Source organism: Aeromonas sp. QDB03 (assembly GCF_027707985.1).
GTDB classification, from domain to species: domain Bacteria; phylum Pseudomonadota; class Gammaproteobacteria; order Enterobacterales; family Aeromonadaceae; genus Aeromonas; species Aeromonas hydrophila.
This window is the reverse complement of the sequence record NZ_JAPCJG010000001.1, coordinates 838,594-856,608: the sequence shown is the minus strand read 5'-3', so window position 1 is coordinate 856,608 and position 18,015 is coordinate 838,594. Positions and strand designations below refer to the sequence as shown.

The window sequence follows — 18,015 nt, the reverse complement described above, 5'->3', positions numbered from 1 at the left end:
GCTCATATGGAAGCCCTTGCTCTGCATCAAGCCGGAGACAAGGACCAGTGAGGATGATATGAGCATCATTAAAAAACAGGATTTTATCGATTCCATCGCCGACGCCCTGCAGTACATCTCCTACTACCACCCCCTCGATTTCGTGCAGGCCGCCAAGGCTGCCTATGACCGCGAGATCAACCCGGCCGCTAAGGACGCCCTGGCCCAGATCCTGATCAACTCCCGCATGTCCGCCGAAGGGCATCGCCCCCTGTGTCAGGACACCGGCATCGTCACCTGCTTCGTCAAGATCGGCATGCAGGTGCAGTGGGACAGCGACATGACGGTGCAGGAGATGGTGGATGAGGGCACCCGCCGTGCCTACACCAATCCGGACAACCCGCTGCGCGCCTCCGTGCTGGCCGACCCCGCCGGCAGTCGCAAGAACACCAAGGACAATGCCCCGGCCGTGGTGCACATCGACATGATCCCGGGCGACAAGGTAGAGGTGAGCATCGCGGCCAAGGGCGGCGGCTCCGAGAACAAGTCCAAGATGGTGATGCTCAACCCCTCCGACGACGTGGTGGAGTGGGTGCTCAAAACCGTGCCGACCATGGGGGCCGGTTGGTGTCCACCGGGCATGCTGGGGATCGGTATCGGTGGTACCGCCGAGAAGGCGGCTGTACTGGCCAAAGAGGCCTTGATGGAGCACATCGACATCCAGGAGCTGATCGCCCGTGGTCCGGAAACCACCGAAGAGAAGCTGCGGGTCGAGCTCTACGACAAGGTCAACAAGCTGGGGATCGGTGCCCAGGGCCTCGGCGGTCTCACTACCGTGCTGGATGTGAAGGTGAAATCTGCGCCGACCCACGCCGCCTCCAAGCCGGTGGTGATGATCCCCAACTGCGCGGCGACCCGTCACGTGCACTTCGAACTGGATGGCTCCGGCCCGGCCGAGCTGACTCCGCCGAAGCTGGAAGATTGGCCGGAGATCACCCGCTCGGCTGGCGGCAACGTACGCCGTGTCAATGTCGACGGCATCACCAAGGCAGAGCTTGCCAGCTGGAAGAGCGGGGATACCGTGCTGCTCTCCGGCAAGATCCTGACTGGTCGCGATGCAGCTCACAAACGCATTGCCGACATGCTGAAAAAAGGCGAGGGGCTGCCGGAAGGGGTCGACTTCACCAACCGTTTCATCTATTACGTTGGCCCGGTCGATGCCGTGCGTGATGAAGTGGTCGGCCCGGCCGGCCCGACCACCTCCACCCGGATGGACAAGTTCACCGACATGATGCTGGGAGAAACCGGCCTTATCGGCATGATCGGTAAATCCGAGCGAGGCCCCAAAACGGTCGAGAGCATCAAGCAGCACCAGGCTGTCTATCTGATGGCCGTCGGCGGCGCCGCCTATCTGGTGGCCAAGGCCATCAAGAAGGCGCGGGTAGTGGCCTTTGCCGACCTGGGTATGGAAGCCATCTATGAGTTCGAGGTGGAAGACATGCCGGTGACCGTGGCGGTCGATTCCCAGGGCAACAATATCCATGAGACAGGCCCGGCTTACTGGTCTGCCAAGATTGCCGAGCTCGATGGCAAACTGGCGTGAGCGAAAGCTGTTTGATGGCTGCTCACTCACGGTCTGGAGACTTGTCTCGAGGCTCAACGTGAGCGGACATGGCGCGTGACTGTTATCAATACCACCGTTATACCGCTGCAGCCATAGCAGACAGAACGAAGGCGACCTCAGGGTCGCCTTCTCTTTTGGCCTGCGTGCAGTCGCATGAGTGCCAACTGCCAACTGCCAACTGTGCTCGGTGCGAGGGGCTCTGCGCCTTGTTTTCAATGCCGGCTTCCACTTCCGTCTGTCGGCAGGCACTTGCCGCTGTTGTCTGATGGCTGCAGGGCTCTTGTCACTCAGTGATTGCTGGGCTGTTCAGCGCTCACCGAAAAGCCCGTTCAACTCAGCAGCCAATCCTGCAAGGCGTCTCCTCGCACTTTTGGCACCTGTCAGTGGTTGAGATAGACATCCTGCCCGCCATAGACCAGTGAACCACTGTGGACAGGAGAGGATGCGGCCGGCTCGAAGAAGCGGGTCAGAACCCCGCAGCGTTGTCCTAGCTTGCTCAACTTGGCGCGATCCAGCATGACCTGCTCCGGCAGCCAGGTGAGCACGGCGGCGCAGCGGCCGTTGCCCAGACTCTGTTCCAGCGTACGCTGCCAGTTTTTGATCTTGGGGCTATGCACCACCAATACTCTGGCGGGATTTATCCCCTGTGCCTGCAGCTGCTTGGCTACCGGCAGACCGGGGGGGGCAATCAACAGGATCCAGCCCGTATCGCCATGACTCAGTCTCACCAGCTCATCAAGTAGCGGGGCTTCATGGGCAATCGTTGCGCTATAACGCTCATCGTCCATGTTGCCTTGATGCCGGGTGGGCCAGGGATTGCTCATACCGGCTGAGGTGGTGACCGGGTGCTGACTCATGGGCTGGCTCATATGTTTGTCCTGTATGAATAACCATGCTGTATGAGCATACAGTAGTTGCTGTTGATGCCAGTGACAAGCCATTTGTGCTCTAAAATGTGATCGGATTGGCAGTGATTGAATCTATATCATTGATTATAAATATTATTTATTTGATGTTGGCGGTGGGTGTTTTTTAGCCTATGGACAAAGCAGGAGGGGACGCCCATGGTTATACAGTATGTCTTGCACAGAGGAGAGATGAGATGGACGTCAGCACCTTGCAACGACTGGATGCCAATATCCTGCTCGGGATCATCAACGAGAAGCTGCGGCTGGAGTGTGACGGGCTGGAAGAGTTGTTGGCCTACTACGACATGACGGAGGATCAGCTGGCTACCCGCTTATTGCAGATAGGCTATCACTATGACCCCATGAGCAACCAGTTCAAGGCCCATGGTTGACCCGCAGAAATCAACCGAACAGCCTTGGTCTTTGCTTTTCATGAACGGCGCACATTGAAATCGTTTTCAATGTGCGCTGAATTTTCAGTTATTTTCAAGGATTTTCAGCACTTGGCAATCATTGAAAACCTATTCACGTATTTATATTTTCATGAAGATATTAACTGTATGATTTTTAATGAAATTAAAGATTCATAATGGCAGGTTTCAGGAAAGGGTTTTCAAGCTTGAACTGTCATTTTTATGCGTTAAAGTGTGACTTGCGTTAACTTTTAAACCAGCGGCTTTAGCTAGTATGCCCACGCCGGAACATATTCTGAGATAACAACAGCGCCGGTCCCTGATGGGATAACAATTTATTATTCTGTAACGAAGGAAATGGTTTATGGCTACCAAGAAGAAGACAGACCAGGATCTCCAACTGGATAAAGATCAGCTCAAGGCGAGTATCGTGCGTCACCTGCGTTCTACCTTGGGTACAAGCGAACAGAAAGCCTCGCCAGAAGCGTGGTGGAAAGCGACCGCAGCCGCCGTCAACGAACAGGTGTACGAGCGCCTGACCCGCACTCAGCAGACTCACTTCAAGAAAGATACTCGTGCGATTCACTATCTCTCTGCTGAATTCCTGATGGGGCGTCTGACCTCCAACAACCTGCACAACCTCTCCCTGTACAAAGTTTGCGAAGAGGCGCTGGGTGAACTCGGTCTGGAGCTGACCGATCTGTGTGAACAAGAGCCCGACATGGCGCTCGGCAACGGCGGTCTGGGCCGTCTGGCCGCCTGCTTCATCGATTCCCTAGCGACCCTGAACTACCCGGCGGTCGGTTATGGTATCCACTACGAGCACGGCCTGTTCCGTCAGGAAATTCAGGATGGCCGCCAGATTGAACGCCCCGACTCCTGGCGTGAATATGGCAACCCCTGGGAGATCTGCCGCCCGGAATCCGTGCAGGAGATCCCGCTCTACGGCTATGTCGAGACCGTCTTTGGTGACAACGGTGGCCTCAAGAAGGTGTGGCACGCCGGCCGCAAGATCAAAGGGGTGCCTTGGGATATCCCGGTGGTCGGTTTTGGCGGTCATACCGTCAACATCCTGCGCCTGTGGGAATCCCGCGCCTCCGAGTTCTTTGACTGGGACGTGTTCAACGCCGGTGGCTATATCGATTCCCAGGCGGAGAAAGCTCAGGCCGAGACCATCTCCAAGGTGCTCTATCCGAACGATGAGACCGATGCGGGCAAAGAGCTGCGCCTGATCCAGCAGTACTTCTTCTGTGCCTGCTCCATCAAGGACATCATGCGTCGTTACAAGCGGGTGCATGGCGCCGACTTCAGCAACTTTGCCGCCCAGATTGCCATCCAGCTCAACGATACCCACCCCACCGTGGCCATCCCCGAACTGATGCGGGTGCTGGTGGACGAAGAGGGGCTGACCTGGGACGCGGCCTGGGCCATCAGCTATCAGGTCTTCTCCTACACCAACCACACCCTGCTGCCGGAAGCGCTGGAGAAGTGGTCGGTCAGTCTGTTCGAGAAGGTACTGCCCCGTCATCTTGAAGTGATTTACGAGATCAACGCCCGCTTCTTGAGCGAGCTGGTGGAGCCCAAGTGGCCGGGTAACGATGCCATCAAGGCCAAGCTCTCTATCATCGAAGAGGGTGATGTGCGCAAGGTGCGCATGGGCAACCTGTGCGTCATCGGCTCCTCCAAGGTCAACGGTGTGGCCGAGATCCACTCCAAGCTGGTGAAGGAAGATCTGTTCCCCGAGTATGCTGAGCTGTGGCCCCAGAAGATGTGCAACGTCACCAACGGCGTGACCCCGCGTCGCTGGCTGCTGGCTTGCAACCCGGAACTGGCCGAGCTGTACAACGAGGTGGTGGGCAAAGAGTGGCCGCTGCAGCTCGACAAGCTGCGCAGCGTGGTCAAGTTTGCCGACGACAAGGCGTTCCAGCAGCAGTTCATGACCATCAAGCGCCACAACAAGGAGAAGCTGGTCAAGGTGATCAAGGCCGAAACCGGCATCGAGGTGAGCTCGGAGGCGATCTTCGACGTCCAGATCAAGCGCCTGCACGAGTACAAGCGTCAACAGCTGAATCTCATCCATATCATGGCGCTCTACCGTCGCCTGCTGGCCAACCCGGACTATGACATGCACCCGCGGGTGTTCATCTTCGGCTCCAAGGCGGCGCCCGGTTACAAGCTGGCCAAAGACATCATCTACGCCATCAACAAGTTGGCGGAGCGGGTCAACAACGATGCTCGCATCCAGGGCAAGCTGAAAGTGGTGTTCATGCCGAACTACCGCGTGAGCCTGGCCGAGAAGCTGATCCCGGCGGCTGATGTCTCCGAGCAGATCTCCACCGCCGGCTATGAGGCCTCCGGTACCGGCAACATGAAGATGGCGCTCAACGGTGCCATCACCATCGGTACGCTGGACGGCGCCAACATCGAGATCGCCGAAGAGGCGGGAGCCGAGAACTGCGCCATCTTCGGTCTGAACGTGGACGAGGTGAAGGCATTGAAGGGCCGCGGCTACAACCCGTACGACTTCTACTATGCCAACTCCGAGCTCAAAGCGGTGCTGGACTGGTTTGATACCGACTACTTCACGCCGGGTCGTCCGGGCGAGCTCTCCTCCATCAAACGTTCCTTGCTGGAAGGGGGGGATCCCTACCTGACCCTGGCCGATTTCGCCTCCTACTCGGAAGCCCACAAGCTGATCGACAGCTGGTATCGGGATCCGGCTCTGTGGGCGAAGAAGGCCATCATCAACTCGGCCACCATGGGCAAGTTCAACTCCGATCGCTCCATCCAGGACTATGTGGATCGCATCTGGCAACTGAAACCCTGCAGCATCGGCTAACCAGACGGTAAATCAGCAAACCCCCGCCATGCGGGGGTTTTTTATTTTGAGTGGGCGGTGTTGGTGATGGGGATTGTGGACAAGAGAGCACAAGGGGGAAGCGTCAAACCAAAACCTTCACAATACGACTCTTTTAGCTGAGAACTGTGGCTGTTCAAAGGTGGTGACTGAGTGAGAAGGGGTAAAGTTTGGCCGAGACTGCATGCAGAAGAGGTAATAAAAAGGCCCCGTCAGGGGCCTTGGTACTCGGCATATCAGTGCAGTATGTCACCCATGAAGTAGGCGAGCAGGGTCAGAATGACGGTGAAGACCAGGTTCAGCACCAGGCCGGCCCGCATCATCTCACGCTGTTTGATATGACCGCTGGCGAACACGATGGCGTTGGGCGGGGTGGCCACCGGCAGCATGAAGGCGCAGGAGGCACCGACGGCGATCAGCACGGAGACAACGATGGGCGATACACCCAGCGCTTGGGCTACCCCGGCAAACAGCGGCACCAGCAGGGCGGCAGTGGCGGTGTTGGAGACCAGCTCGGTCAGGAACACCACGAACGCGGCCAGACAGAGCAGGATGATGAAGATCGGCATGGTGGCCAGACCGTTGGAGAGGTGCTCCGCCAGGAAGGCGTTGGCCCCGGTCTGCTTCAGGATGGCGCTTAAGGTAAGGCCGCCACCAAACAGCATCAGCACGCCCCAGTCGGTGTTCTGGTTGATGTCATCCCAGCTGGCCACCCGGCTGATGGCAATGGCCACAATGGCACCCATGGCGATCAGGGTATCGAACTGGGGAATGCCCCCCATTGCCTTGGCAATGGGCTGGGAGCCAATCCACAGCAGTACTGTGGTCAGGAAGATGAGCAGGGTGATCTTGCGTTGACCGGTCCACTGGATGGTGACCTGCTCGGTGCTGACCTGATGGGAGAGGTTGGGACGGGTCACCATATAAAGCAGGCCGATGCCCACTGGCATGAAGATGAGCACCACCGGGATGCCAAACTTCATCCAGTCGGTGAAACCCAGCCCCATCTGGGCGGCTGCGATGGCGTTGGGCGGGCTGCCGACCAGGGTGCCGATGCCACCGATGCTGGCGCTGTAGGCAACCCCCAGCAGGACGAAGACCAGGGTACGGCGCTCCTTGTGGGCGTCGAGCCCTTTCAGCATGCCGAGGGCCAGCGGCATCATCATGGCGGCGGTGGCGGTGTTGCTGATCCACATGGAAAGCGCGGCCGTGATGGTGAAGAGCACGATGGCGGCCCAGCCGAGGTGGCCCCTGGCAAGCTGCATCACCTTGGCGGCGATCTGGGTATCCAGCCCCTGTTTGGAGAGTGCGGCGGCCAGTGCAAAGCCGCCGAAGAACAGAAACAGCACCGGGTTGGCGAAGTCCGTCAGCGACTTGCTCATGTCAAAGACCCCGAGCAGGGTGGCAAGTACCGGGATGGAGAGAGCCGTGATGGTGATGTTGACTGCTTCAGTCAGCCAGAGGATGGCGATGAAGACCAGGATCCCCAGCCCCTTGTTGACGTTGGGGTCAAAGGGGAGCCAGGCCAGCATGGCACAGAGCAGCAAGACATCCAGGATGACGATCCCGGATTTGATGTCCAGCCAGCGCGATGGGGTAGTGGAGGGTACTGCAGATGTGTGCATATTGTTCTCTCGGTTAATTTATGGTTGTTGTTGTGTTGCCGAGATTACATTCATCCCCCCGTTTGAAACAGGGGGAACTGGTCAAAGCATGCCGGGACTCACAGAGTCAAGGCAAATGAAAACATTAAATAAACACAAATTAAACATATCGGTATCATTTGTGGCCTAGATGAAGCTGTGCAACCACTCCTTGAACAGACTGGGAGGAAGGGAGCCACTGCGCTGTGCCACCATCTTGCCCTGCTTGAAGACCATCAGGGTGGGAATGCTGCGAATGGCGTAACGGGCCGCAATGGCGGCTTGTTGCTCGGTATCGACCTTGACGAAGCGGAGCCTTGGTTCAAGTTCACTGGCAACTTGTTGAAAAACAGGTGAAAATTGAAGGCATGGTCCGCACCAGCTGGCCCAGAAGTCGACCACGACCGGGATGTCAGACTGGATCAGGGTATCGAACTGCTGCTCCTGGCCGTTGACCGGGGTGGTGGCGAACAGCCCGCTCTTGCAGCGGCCGCATTTCGCGTTTGAATCCACTTTTTCTTCAGGCAGGCGGTTCCTGGTGAAGCAATGGCTACAATAGGTAGTGATAAATGACATAATTGATTCCTGTATGCATAAGCCCTGCAACATCTTATTGCACTGACAGGGCAGAGTAACGGTAACATAGTAGTCAGTTATCTTTCACAGCCAGTGATCCTGTGTCGACATGATGTCGGTGGATGCGTGGCCATGACATGAGAATCGAGACGGGATGAATAATGTGACACGGGTCAATCGTGTTGTGCTTAGCCTGATCATCGTATCGCTGCTGGGGTTTTCCGGCTATTGCTGGCAGCTGCTCAGCCAGCAGCAGAAGGCTTCCGAGCTCAGCGTTGCCGCAGAGTTGATCCTCAACCGGGTCAATACCGATACCGTCTATCTGCTTGGCCGCGAGAAGGCCAACGACGGCAACGTACAGCAACGTCTCAACCAGTTGTCGAGCAACCTCGACAGCTTCGTGCGGCAGGTGCGCAATGATCCCGACTCTGCCGACAATCCCCACTCCCAATCCCTGTTGCACGACATCGACAGCTATTTGCTCGACTTGGCCAAGCTTTATTCCATGGAGATGGCGATCGAGTACATAGAGCAGCCTTTTCAAAAGCAGCTCAACGGCTTGCTGTCCACCTTGCCGGCAGACTCTCCGCTTGCCATCGACCTGACCGAGCTGGCTCAGCTCAGTCACTACCTCAAACGCAGCTGGGACAAGGGCGAGCAGCTGCGACTGCAGGCCCTACAGCGCCGCCTCAAGACGGCCTATCCCGCCAATCCCGAAGTGGCGGGGCTGGCCCAGCTGAGCGAGGATGTCAGCCATCAGGTGGTGGAGTACCACGTACTGCGCAACCAGGTGATCGACATGCACGAACTGGAGGGGCTGTCACTTTGGAAGCAGAGCAAGATGGAGCAGGCCTCCTCCCTCAAGAGCCGCTTCTATCTGATGGTATTGGGGGGGGCCATGCTCTGTTTCGGGCTGGTGGCGGTGACCCTGTGGCGGCGCAACCAGAAGCTGAGCGAGCTGTCGCGCCAGACTGGCTTGCTGGCCCAGGCCAAGAGTGACTTTCTGGCCAACATGAGCCACGAGATCCGCACCCCCATGAACGCCATCATCGGGTTCAGCTCGCTGGCACTGCAGACCGAGCTGGATCAGCAGCAGCGGGATTATCTCAGCAAGATCAAATCCTCGTCGGACACCCTGCTGCTGCTCATCAACGACATTCTGGATCTGACCAAGGTGGAGTCCGGCAAGCTGACTCTGGAGGAGATCGACTTCGATCTGAGCGAGCAGATCGACTCGCTGGCCGGCATGTTTGCCGACCTGGCCGAGCGCAAGCAGGTCGAGGTCATCATCAACAAGTCGCCGGCCGTGCCGGATTTTCTGCGCGGCGATCCGCTGCGCCTCGGCCAGGTGCTGGTCAATCTGGTCAACAACGCCATCAAGTTTACCGAGCGGGGCGAGGTGGAAGTAGCCATCACCCTGGTCAACCAGCACCCCATGCAGGTGCGTTTCAGCGTGCGTGACACCGGCATCGGCATCGCCGAGGAGAAACAGGCCCAGCTGTTCCAGCCCTTCACCCAGCTGGAGGCAGGCAACACCCGCAAATACGGCGGCTCCGGGCTGGGTCTGAACATCTCCCAGCGTCTGGTCGAACTGATGGGGGGCCGGATCACGGTACAGAGCAAGCCGGGAACGGGCTCGGTCTTCCAGTTCGAGATCCCCATGACCAAGGCTGTGTATGGCGTCTCCGGGCGGCGGGTCTTCTTCGAGCATCAGCCGCTGGTGCTGGTGATGGATGACAACGAGCTGGTGCTGGATCTGGCCAAGGATATCCTGGGTCGGGCCGGTGCCAGGGTGATGGCGGTCAACAGCCTCTCCCGGGCTCGTCAAGTGCTGCGGGAAGAGGGGCAGAATATCCGGCTGGCCATTCTGGACTGGCGCATGGGGCAGGAAGACGGGCTGGATCTGGCGCTCGAGATGTATCAGCACAGCCAGTGGCGCCGTCTGCCGATCCTGATGACCAGTGCCTGGGCCAAGGAGGGACTGCATGGGCGGATGGAGAGCATGGGATTGACCCACTTCCTGCCCAAGCCGATGACCGAAAATGCCCTGCTGGCCAAGGTGGACGAGCTGCTAAACGGCAGTTCCCACGATCAGCAGTTCCGCCAGGCCGAGGCGCAGGGGGATCAGCAGCATTTTCGCGAGTTGCTGCAAGGCATCCGGGTACTGCTGGCCGAGGACAACCGGGTCAACCAGCAGCTGATCATCGAATACCTGCGCCGGGTCGACGCCCTGGTGACCGTGGTGGGCAACGGTCGGGAGGCGGTCGAGCGGGTGGCCGAGCAGCCCTTCGACGTGATCCTGATGGACTTGCAGATGCCGGTACTGGACGGGCTGGATGCCACCCGCCAGATCCGCAAGATGGTCGACAAACACGATGTCCCGATCATTGCCCTGACCGCCAGTGCCATGCCGGGGGACAGGGAGCGTTGCCTCGGGGTCGGCATGAACGGCTATGTCACCAAGCCGGTCAGCAAGCTCGATCTCTACAACAACCTGCTGCAGTGGGTGAAGAGCGCCAGTGGCGAGCGACGGGTGCCGCTCGAAGTGAAACCGCCCGATCTGATGGGGGTGCTGGATCTGGAGGATGCTCTCAGGCGGCTGGAGCAGGACAAGGAGGCGCTGCAGATCCTGTTCAAGCTGTTCATGTCGGAGCACAAGGACGACTTGTGGGAGATCCGCTCCGCCCTGCGTCGTCAGCAACCTGATATCGCCTGCCGGTTGCTGCATACCCTCAAGGGGGTCTCCGCCAATATTTCCGCCTCCCGTCTGCAGATCATGGCCGGTGAGCTGGAGTGGCGGTTGCGCCAGCAGGAGGAGCTGACCGAGCAGGATCTGGAGCAGCTGCAACAGGTGTTCAGTCTGACCCGGGAGGAGGTGTCCCACTTCCTGCTCACCGGGGAGCAGCATGAAACACCGTACGCAGGCTTCGGACAGCGTGATGATCGCTTGTTGTAACAGGTGAAATAGCAATAATTCTCAAGCCGCTTGCTTCAGGCTATCATGACCCCCTCGTATCGCCCCCAGCCGGGGGCGATTGCATTGAGTTTCCCCGTGATGGGCACCGGCACTGGGCCGGTCGCGACAAAGGATATCTACGTGAGCGTATTTGCAAGGCTGGGCTGGTTCTTCAAGGAGCAGTGGCGGCGTTACCTGATCGCCATCTCCCTGTTGATGATGGTGGCCCTGTTGACCGTGATCCCGCCCAAGGTGGTGGGCTGGGTGGTGGATGGCATCGCCAAAGGGTCCCTTGATAGTGCAACCCTGACGGGTTATCTGGCCGGGCTGTTCGGTCTTGGCCTGCTCATCTATCTGCTGCGCTACGTGTGGCGAGTCATGCTGTTTGGCGCTTCATATCGGCTCGCCTATGTGCTGCGCAACCGACTGTTCAGCCACTTCACCCGCATGAGCCCGGACTTTTATCAGCGCCATCGTACCGGCGATCTGATGGCCCATGCCACCAACGATATCCAGGCGGTGGAGATGACCGCCGGGGAAGGGGTGCTGACCCTGGTGGACTCCATCATCGTCGGGGTGCTGGTGCTCTCCATCATGTGCAGCCAGTACTCCTGGCAGCTGACCCTGCTCTCCCTGTTGCCGTTGCCGGTGATGGCATTTTTCATGAACCGCTTCGGCACCCAGATCTACAAGGAGTTCAAGGCGGCGCAGGGAGCCTTCTCGCGGCTCAACAACAAGACCCAGGAGGCGCTCTCCGGCGTGCGGGTGCTCAAGTCCTATGCGGTGGAATCGCTTGAAGATCGTGGCTTTGCCGAGCTGACCCGGGAGGCGGGCGCCTGCAACATGGCGGTGGCCCGCATCGATGCCAAGTTCGATCCCGTGATCTACCTCTGCATCGGCTGCTCCTACTTTCTGGCGGTGGCCGGCGGCAGCGCTCTGGTGCTGCGCGATGAGCTGACCCTGGGGGAGCTCACCAGCTTCACCATGTACCTCGGTCAGCTGATCTGGCCCATGTTCGCCATCGCCTGGTTGTTCAACATCATCGAGCGCGGCAGCGCCGCCTATTCACGGATCGAAAGTCTGCTGGCCGAGCGCAGCGACATCGAAGAGCCGGCCCAGCCGGTGGCGCTGGCCTCGGCCTTTCCGCTGCGCGCCGTGGCGCTCAGCTACCAGCTCGAGCAGCGCACTCTGCTGCGCAATGTGGATTTCACCCTGCAAGCCGGTGGCATGCTGGGGATCGTCGGGCGCACCGGCGCGGGCAAGAGTTCCCTGCTCAAGCTGTTGATGCGACTGGCCAACCCCACCGCAGGGGAGATCCGCATGGGGAAGGTGCCCATCTCGCAACTGGCGCTGGGTGAGCTGCGCGGTCAGTTTGCCTATGTGCCGCAGGAGCCGTTTCTCTTCTCCACCACCATTGCCGCCAACATCGCCCTTGGCCGCCCCGATGCCAGCCGGGAGGAGATTGAGCGGGTGGCGCGCATCGCCTGCGTGCACGACGACATCAGCCGTTTCCCCAAAGGCTATGAGACCGAAGTGGGGGAGAAGGGGGTGACCCTTTCCGGCGGTCAGAAACAGCGGCTCGCCATCGCCCGAGCCCTGCTGCTGGAGGCACCCATCCTGGTGCTCGACGATGCCCTCTCGGCGGTGGATGCCCACACCGAGCAGCAGATCCTGCACGCCCTCAAGGCCCACAAGCGTACCCTGATCCTGGTCAGCCACCGGATGACGGCGGTGGAGCAGGCCGACGAGATCCTGGTGCTGGATCAGGGCCATGTCAGTGAGCGGGGTCGCCACGGCGCCCTGATGGCCCACAACGGCTGGTATGCGGATATGGTGCGTTACCAGCGTCTCGAGCAAGACGTGGAGGAGAGCCTGTGAACCCACTCATCAAGACCTTCACTCTGTGTGGTGCAGAGCCTGAGTGCTGGTATGTCGGCCTGGTGCCTCATCATCAGCGGCTGAAACAAGACGTGGAGGAGTGCCTGTGAACCCGACCATCAAACGACTACTCGGGTATTGTGCCCGTTATCCGCGCTGGCTCATTCAGGCGGGGATCTGTCTGCTGCTGGCCACCGGCGCCGAAGTGGCCGGTCCCTTGCTCATCAAGCTGTTCATCGACGACTACCTGGCGCCGCGCCAGCTGATGTGGCCCGCCATCGCGGCCATCGCCGCCGGCTATCTCGGCCTGCAGGTACTGTCTGCTGCCGGTTTCTACCTGCAGTCCCTGCGCTTCAACCGCATCGCCCAGGCGGTGGTGCAGCGGCTGCGCGAGCAGGTGTTTGCCACCGCCATCCGGCTGCCGGCCCGCTACTTTGACCAGCATCGCTCCGGCTCGCTCATCTCGCGCATCACCAACGACACCGAGGCGATCATGAACCTCTATGTGCAGGTGATCGGGCTGCTGGTGCAGAAGGTAGTGCTGCTGTGCGGCATCCTCATCTCCATGGCGCTGCTGGATCTGCGGCTGATGTTGGTGTGTGCCTGTCTGTTGCCGGCGGTGGGCGGCGTGATGTGGCTTTATCAGAAACTGAGCGTGCCCGTGGTGCGAGCGACCCGCAGCCTGCTCTCCGACATCAACAGCCGTCTCAACGAGTCGCTGCAGGGGATGCCGGTCATTCAGGCCATGGTGCAGGAGCGCCATTTTGCCAACGCTTTTGCCGAGGTGAATCAGCAGCACTGGGCGGCGCGCCTCAAGAGCCTCAAGATCAACGGCATCCTGCTACGCCCGCTCATCGATCTCTTCTACATGATGGTGCTGATCGGCCTGTTGGCGCTGTTTGCCCGCGAGGGGCTGAGTGCGGAAGGCGCCATCCAGGTGGGGGTGCTCTACGCCTTCATCAGCTATCTGGGACGGATGATCGAGCCGCTTATCGAGATGACCAACCAGCTCAACCAGTTGCAGCAGGCCATGGTGGCCGGGGAGCGGGTCTTTGCCCTGCTCGATGAAGCGCGCGAGAGCACCGAGGGCGAGATGCGCCCGCTCAAGGGGCAGGTGAGCTTCGAGCGGGTGAGCTTCTCCTACGATGGCGAGCAACAGGTGCTGCGCGACGTGAGCTTTACCGCCAAACCGGGCCAGATGCTGGCGCTGGTGGGTCACACTGGCAGCGGCAAGTCCACCATCATCAGCCTGCTGATGGGCTTCTACCCGCTGGATCAGGGCACCATCCGCTTCGATGATCATCCGATGGTGAGCCTGTCGCTCTCGGCGGTGCGTCGCAGCATTGGGCTGGTACAGCAGGATCCCTTTATCTTCGTTGGGACGTTGGCGGAAAACCTGCGCCTTGGCCGTGACGGCATTGACGAGGCGCGGCTGTGGCAGGCGCTGACCGAGGTGCAGCTGGCCGAGTTCGTGCTGAGTCTGCCGGAGGGCTTGAACACCCTGATGGAGGAGGGGGGCAAGAACCTCTCCGCCGGCCAGCGTCAGCTGCTCTCCTTTGCCCGCGCCCTGGTGGGCGATCCGCGCATCCTCATTCTGGACGAGGCGACCGCCAGCGTGGACTCCCAGACCGAGCTGGCCCTCTCTTCGGCGCTGGCGGCGGCGCGGCGCGGCCGTACCACCATCGCCATCGCCCACCGTCTCTCGACCATCGTCGACGCGGACGAGATCTTGCTGCTCTCGCGCGGTCAGGTGAACGAGCGGGGTACTCATGGCGAGCTGATGGCGCTGGGCGGCCATTATGCCCAGCTGTTCGAGATGCAGAGCCAGGGCGCCTGGCTGGAAGAGAAGCGGGCCTGACCAGTGCATCTGCTGTGAACCAGTAAGATGGAATAAAGAGGGAACCGGTGCGGTTCCCTCTTTTTTGATGAGAGGAAATGACGGCAAGCGTGATCCGCATCCTTGTCGAACGCCAGCCATGCTGGCAACATGTTGTTTACATCAACTCATCGGATCAGTTCGCATATGGATTTGCAACGTTTGAAGGCCAACCTGGCGCTGCGGCTTTTTGCCTGGCGCTACATCCCCGTCATCGGATTTTGTGCCCCCGTCATCGAAGAGATGAGTGCCAAGGCGCTGCGCATTCGCATCCCGCTCGGTTGGCGCACCCGCAACCACCTGGGCAGCATGTACTTCGGCGCGCTGGCGACCGGTGCCGATCTGGTGGGCGGTCTGCTGGTGATGGAGAAGGGGCGGCAGCGGCGCAAGAAGGTGCACTTCGCCTTCAAGGATGTGCAGGGGGAGTTTCTGAAACGGCCCGAAGGGGATGTGCAGTTTGACTGCGCGGCCGGGGAGGAGATCGACGCCATGATCGACGAGTCGCTGGCGAGCGGTCAGCGCATCAACCGCCCCATCCAGGTGGTGGCCACCTGTCCGTCGCTGAACGGGGATGAGGCGATGGCGCGCTTCGTGCTGACCCTGTCGATCAAGGCCAGCTGAATACCAAAGGGCGCGTCGGCGCCCTTATTCAAGCGAGGTCAGAGGATCTCCGGGCTGACGCCTTCTTTCACGACCACTTTCATGCCGTTGAAGTTGACTACTTGCTCGGCCACGATCTTGCAGCGTTTGCGGGTCTCGACCTGACCGTCCACCTCTACCAACCCTTCGGCGACCAGCGCCTTGGCCGCACCGCCACAATCGGCCCAACCCTGATGTTTGATAAGGTCGCACAAGGCAACGAAGGGGTGGCCTTCGAGCAGAAACGTCTCCATGGGAAATCCTCTAGTGGATGAATGGCTGAAACAGCAGGGCGGTTATTTTAGGCAGTTCGGGTCGTCAAGGAAAGGGCAAGGGCACCTCTCTGCGGGCAATTGTGGCTTGCAAGACCATTTTTGGGGCGCACACCATAGCAGTCAGCCCGGCTGTTGCCGGGCTGACTGAGATCATGGGGCAAACCCTTTTCAGCCGAACTTCACCACGGCTTCACCGCTGACGGCGATGGCGCCGGTTGCCGTCAGGATGCGGGTGGCCAGGGTGATGATGGGCTTGTCGCTGCGCAGGGCGATGATCTCCACCTCTGCCGTCACCTCATCCCCCACAAACACCGGCTGCTTGAAGGCGAGGCTCTGACCGAGATAGACGGTGCCCTTGCCCGGCAGTTGCTGGCCCAGCAGCCCCGAGAAGAGGCTGGCCAGCAGCATGCCGTGCACGATGGGGCGCACGAACGGCGTGGTAGCGGCGAAGGCGGGATCCAGGTGCAGCGGATTGAAATCCTCCGACAACCCGGCAAACGCCTCGACCTCTGCCGCCCCGAACCGCTTGGTCAGGCTGGCCTGTTGGCCCACCTCGAAGGGAAGCGTGCTCATGCGGGCTCCTCCTCGGGGGTCTGGGTAAAGATCGGGTTGAGCCGAACCTTGACGTAGCTGCCGGGGGCCGCGTCCAGCCCTTCGCTCGGGATGCGGGCGGGGAGGGGGGCGGGATCCTCTTCCCGGCTCTGGATAAAGGTCGCCATCTGCGGCCACCAGGAGCCTGGGGTGTGGCTTGCGCCGGCGAGCCACGCCTCGGGGCTGGTGGCCTCGGCGTCGTTCTGCCAGAAGCCGTACTTGTTGGCGTCCGGCGGATTGACGATGCCGGCGATATGGCCCGATTCAGCCAGGATGAAGCGCTGCTCGCCACCGAACAGCTTCATGCCCTGCCAGGTCCCTTGCCAGAGGGCGATGTGATCGTCCATGGCCGAGACCAGCAGCACCGGGGTCTTCACCTTGCCGAGATCGATGCGGGTGTGGCGGATCTTGAGCTCCCCCTTCACCAGCTGGTTCTCCAGATAGAGCCGGCGCAGCAGGCTGCTGTGGGTCTTGCCCGCCACGTTGGTGCTGTCGCTGTTCCAGTGCAGCAGATCGAACGCCACCGGGCTCTGCCCCTTGAGGTAGCTGTCGATGTAGTAATTCCAGTAGAGACTGTTCTCCCGCAGCAGGCTGAAGGAGACCGCCAGCTGGCGCCCGTCCATGATGCCCTTGGCCTCGTTCTGGGCTTCCAGTGCCGCAATAATGGGCTCGTGGATGAAGATGCCAAGTTCCCCCGGTTGGGAGAAGTCGAGCAGGGTGGTGAACAGGGTGGCGGAGCGAACCCGTTGCTTCTGGCGTCTGGCGGCCAGCCAGCCCATGGCCAGGGAGAGGGCGGTACCGCCGATGCAGTAGCCGATGCCGTGCACCTCCCGCTCGCCGGTGGCCGCCTCTACGCCATCCAGCGCGGCGATGACGCCTTCTACCACGTAGTCGTCGAGATCGATGTCGGCCTGGGCCGGACCCGGGTTGCGCCAGGAGATCATGAACACCGTCTGGCCCTGGGCGACCAGCCAGGCCACCAGGGAGTTCTGGGGTCGCATATCCAGGATGTAGTACTTGTTGATGAAGGGCGGCACGATCAGTACCGGCGTTCTGGCCACCGTTTCCGTGGTCGGGCTGTACTGAATGAGCTCATACAGCTCGGTGCGCTGCACCACCCGGCCCGGCGTCAGCGCCAGATCCCGGCCGAGCTCAAAGGCGGACTCGTCGGTCAGCCGGATGTTGAGCTGATCGGCGCTGCGCTCGAGATCTTCGGCCAGCAGCGCCAGCCCGCGCACCAGATTCTGGCCGTCAGACTCCAGGGTCAGCTTGAGCAGCTCCGGGTTGGTGGCCAGAAAGTTGCTGGGGGCCATGGCGTTGATGTACTGGCGGGTAAAGAAACGCAGCCGCTCCCGGCTCTTCTGGGGCACCCCCTCGAGGGCATCCACCGAAGCCAGCAGGTGCTTGGCGGTCAGCAGATAGGATTGTTTGAGGTAGTCATAGATGGGCTGCTCGCTCCAGGCGTCGGCCTTGAAGCGGCGATCACTGCGCTCCGGGGCGATGAGGGGTTCGCTCTGCTGGCCTGCGCTTTTGAGCAGGGTGTGCTGCATCAGCTTGAGCTGATCCTGCCACCAGTTCATCTGGGCATTGATCAGTTGCCAGGGCTGCTGGCTACCCTGTTCCAGCACCTGGCCGAGATCGTCGAGATTGGTCTGCAGCAGGGCTTGGGCCGTGCGCTCGGTCTGCGCCTTGGCCATGTCCAGCAGCTTGTCGTTGTAGTGGGCCAGGGCCTCGAACAGCGGGCCGTAAGATGATTGGCTCATGTTCTCTCCTTCACCCATCCCCGGCGCAGGGCGAGCC

At 60.3% G+C, this 18,015-nt stretch carries 13 protein-coding genes; 7 read left to right on the top strand and 6 right to left on the bottom strand.

The window, feature by feature from the left end:
- Window positions 1-58 precede the first annotated feature (58 nt).
- Window positions 59-1,582: a fumarate hydratase gene (locus PG900_RS03860; protein ID WP_024944465.1), complete on the top strand. Its 1,524-nt coding sequence runs from the start codon at window positions 59-61 to the stop codon at window positions 1,580-1,582.
- Between the two features lie 401 nt (window positions 1,583-1,983).
- On the opposite strand, the gene PG900_RS03855 is transcribed toward PG900_RS03860, so the two are convergent.
- A complete protein-coding gene (locus PG900_RS03855) occupies window positions 1,984-2,472 on the bottom strand; it encodes a cell division inhibitor (RefSeq protein WP_270830953.1) in 489 nt (162 codons plus the stop codon).
- Between the two features lie 233 nt (window positions 2,473-2,705).
- Here PG900_RS03855 and PG900_RS03850 point away from each other — a divergent pair, with 233 nt between their 5' ends.
- Together PG900_RS03850 and PG900_RS03845 are read left to right on the top strand one after the other, a co-directional pair.
- A complete protein-coding gene (locus PG900_RS03850) occupies window positions 2,706-2,903 on the top strand; it encodes a DUF4250 domain-containing protein (protein ID WP_005300391.1) in 198 nt (65 codons plus the stop codon).
- A gap of 385 nt (window positions 2,904-3,288) precedes the next feature.
- Window positions 3,289-5,763, top strand: a complete 2,475-nt coding sequence (locus PG900_RS03845; RefSeq protein ID WP_041217444.1) for a glycogen/starch/alpha-glucan phosphorylase — start codon at window positions 3,289-3,291, stop codon at window positions 5,761-5,763.
- A gap of 254 nt (window positions 5,764-6,017) precedes the next feature.
- Here PG900_RS03845 and PG900_RS03840 read toward each other — a convergent pair whose 3' ends face one another.
- Both PG900_RS03840 and trxC read right to left on the bottom strand, forming a co-directional pair.
- Window positions 6,018-7,406: an SLC13 family permease gene (locus PG900_RS03840; RefSeq protein ID WP_106552683.1), complete on the bottom strand. Its 1,389-nt coding sequence runs from the start codon at window positions 7,404-7,406 to the stop codon at window positions 6,018-6,020.
- 165 nt (window positions 7,407-7,571) lie between these two features.
- Complete coding sequence (gene trxC / locus PG900_RS03835) at window positions 7,572-8,000, bottom strand: thioredoxin TrxC (protein WP_029303141.1); 429 nt, start codon at window positions 7,998-8,000, stop codon at window positions 7,572-7,574.
- 154 nt (window positions 8,001-8,154) lie between these two features.
- On the opposite strand from trxC, the gene PG900_RS03830 reads away from it, so the two are divergent.
- The 4 genes from PG900_RS03830 (at window position 8,155) to PG900_RS03815 (ending at window position 15,331) form a co-directional block, all read left to right on the top strand.
- Window positions 8,155-10,956, top strand: a complete 2,802-nt coding sequence (locus PG900_RS03830; protein WP_270830952.1) for a response regulator — start codon at window positions 8,155-8,157, stop codon at window positions 10,954-10,956.
- A 141-nt stretch (window positions 10,957-11,097) separates the two neighbouring features.
- Window positions 11,098-12,834 (top strand): ABC transporter transmembrane domain-containing protein, encoded by a 1,737-nt coding sequence (locus tag PG900_RS03825; protein WP_270830951.1) that lies wholly within the window; start codon window positions 11,098-11,100, stop codon window positions 12,832-12,834.
- A gap of 106 nt (window positions 12,835-12,940) precedes the next feature.
- Window positions 12,941-14,692: an ABC transporter transmembrane domain-containing protein gene (locus PG900_RS03820; RefSeq protein WP_270830950.1), complete on the top strand. Its 1,752-nt coding sequence runs from the start codon at window positions 12,941-12,943 to the stop codon at window positions 14,690-14,692.
- Between the two features lie 165 nt (window positions 14,693-14,857).
- Window positions 14,858-15,331, top strand: a complete 474-nt coding sequence (locus tag PG900_RS03815) for a DUF4442 domain-containing protein (protein ID WP_005300417.1) — start codon at window positions 14,858-14,860, stop codon at window positions 15,329-15,331.
- Window positions 15,332-15,369: 38 nt separating this feature from the next.
- Here PG900_RS03815 and ybcJ read toward each other — a convergent pair whose 3' ends face one another.
- The 3 genes from ybcJ to PG900_RS03800 form a co-directional block, all read right to left on the bottom strand.
- A complete protein-coding gene (gene ybcJ / locus PG900_RS03810; RefSeq protein ID WP_010674882.1) occupies window positions 15,370-15,603 on the bottom strand; it encodes a ribosome-associated protein YbcJ in 234 nt (77 codons plus the stop codon).
- 189 nt (window positions 15,604-15,792) lie between these two features.
- Entirely contained in the window at window positions 15,793-16,197 is a 405-nt protein-coding gene (locus PG900_RS03805) for a MaoC family dehydratase (RefSeq protein WP_270830949.1), read from the bottom strand.
- A complete protein-coding gene (locus PG900_RS03800) occupies window positions 16,194-17,978 on the bottom strand; it encodes a class I poly(R)-hydroxyalkanoic acid synthase (protein WP_270830948.1) in 1,785 nt (594 codons plus the stop codon). The genes PG900_RS03805 and PG900_RS03800 overlap by 4 nt, the downstream gene beginning before the upstream one ends.
- Between the last annotated feature and the right edge of the window lie 37 nt (window positions 17,979-18,015).

What these genes read in the sequence shown, in the direction of transcription:
- PG900_RS03860 (WP_024944465.1), top strand. Translation starts at nt 59, where the DNA reads ATGAGCATCATTAAAAAACAGGATTTTATCGATTCCATCGCCGACGCC.
- PG900_RS03855 (WP_270830953.1), bottom strand. Translation starts at nt 2,472, where the DNA reads ATGAGCCAGCCCATGAGTCAGCACCCGGTCACCACCTCAGCCGGTATG.
- PG900_RS03850 (WP_005300391.1), top strand. Translation starts at nt 2,706, where the DNA reads ATGGACGTCAGCACCTTGCAACGACTGGATGCCAATATCCTGCTCGGG.
- PG900_RS03845 (WP_041217444.1), top strand. Translation starts at nt 3,289, where the DNA reads ATGGCTACCAAGAAGAAGACAGACCAGGATCTCCAACTGGATAAAGAT.
- PG900_RS03840 (WP_106552683.1), bottom strand. Translation starts at nt 7,406, where the DNA reads ATGCACACATCTGCAGTACCCTCCACTACCCCATCGCGCTGGCTGGAC.
- trxC (WP_029303141.1), bottom strand. Translation starts at nt 8,000, where the DNA reads ATGTCATTTATCACTACCTATTGTAGCCATTGCTTCACCAGGAACCGC.
- PG900_RS03830 (WP_270830952.1), top strand. Translation starts at nt 8,155, where the DNA reads ATGAATAATGTGACACGGGTCAATCGTGTTGTGCTTAGCCTGATCATC.
- PG900_RS03815 (WP_005300417.1), top strand. Translation starts at nt 14,858, where the DNA reads ATGGATTTGCAACGTTTGAAGGCCAACCTGGCGCTGCGGCTTTTTGCC.
- ybcJ (WP_010674882.1), bottom strand. Translation starts at nt 15,603, where the DNA reads ATGGAGACGTTTCTGCTCGAAGGCCACCCCTTCGTTGCCTTGTGCGAC.
- PG900_RS03805 (WP_270830949.1), bottom strand. Translation starts at nt 16,197, where the DNA reads ATGAGCACGCTTCCCTTCGAGGTGGGCCAACAGGCCAGCCTGACCAAG.
- PG900_RS03800 (WP_270830948.1), bottom strand. Translation starts at nt 17,978, where the DNA reads ATGAGCCAATCATCTTACGGCCCGCTGTTCGAGGCCCTGGCCCACTAC.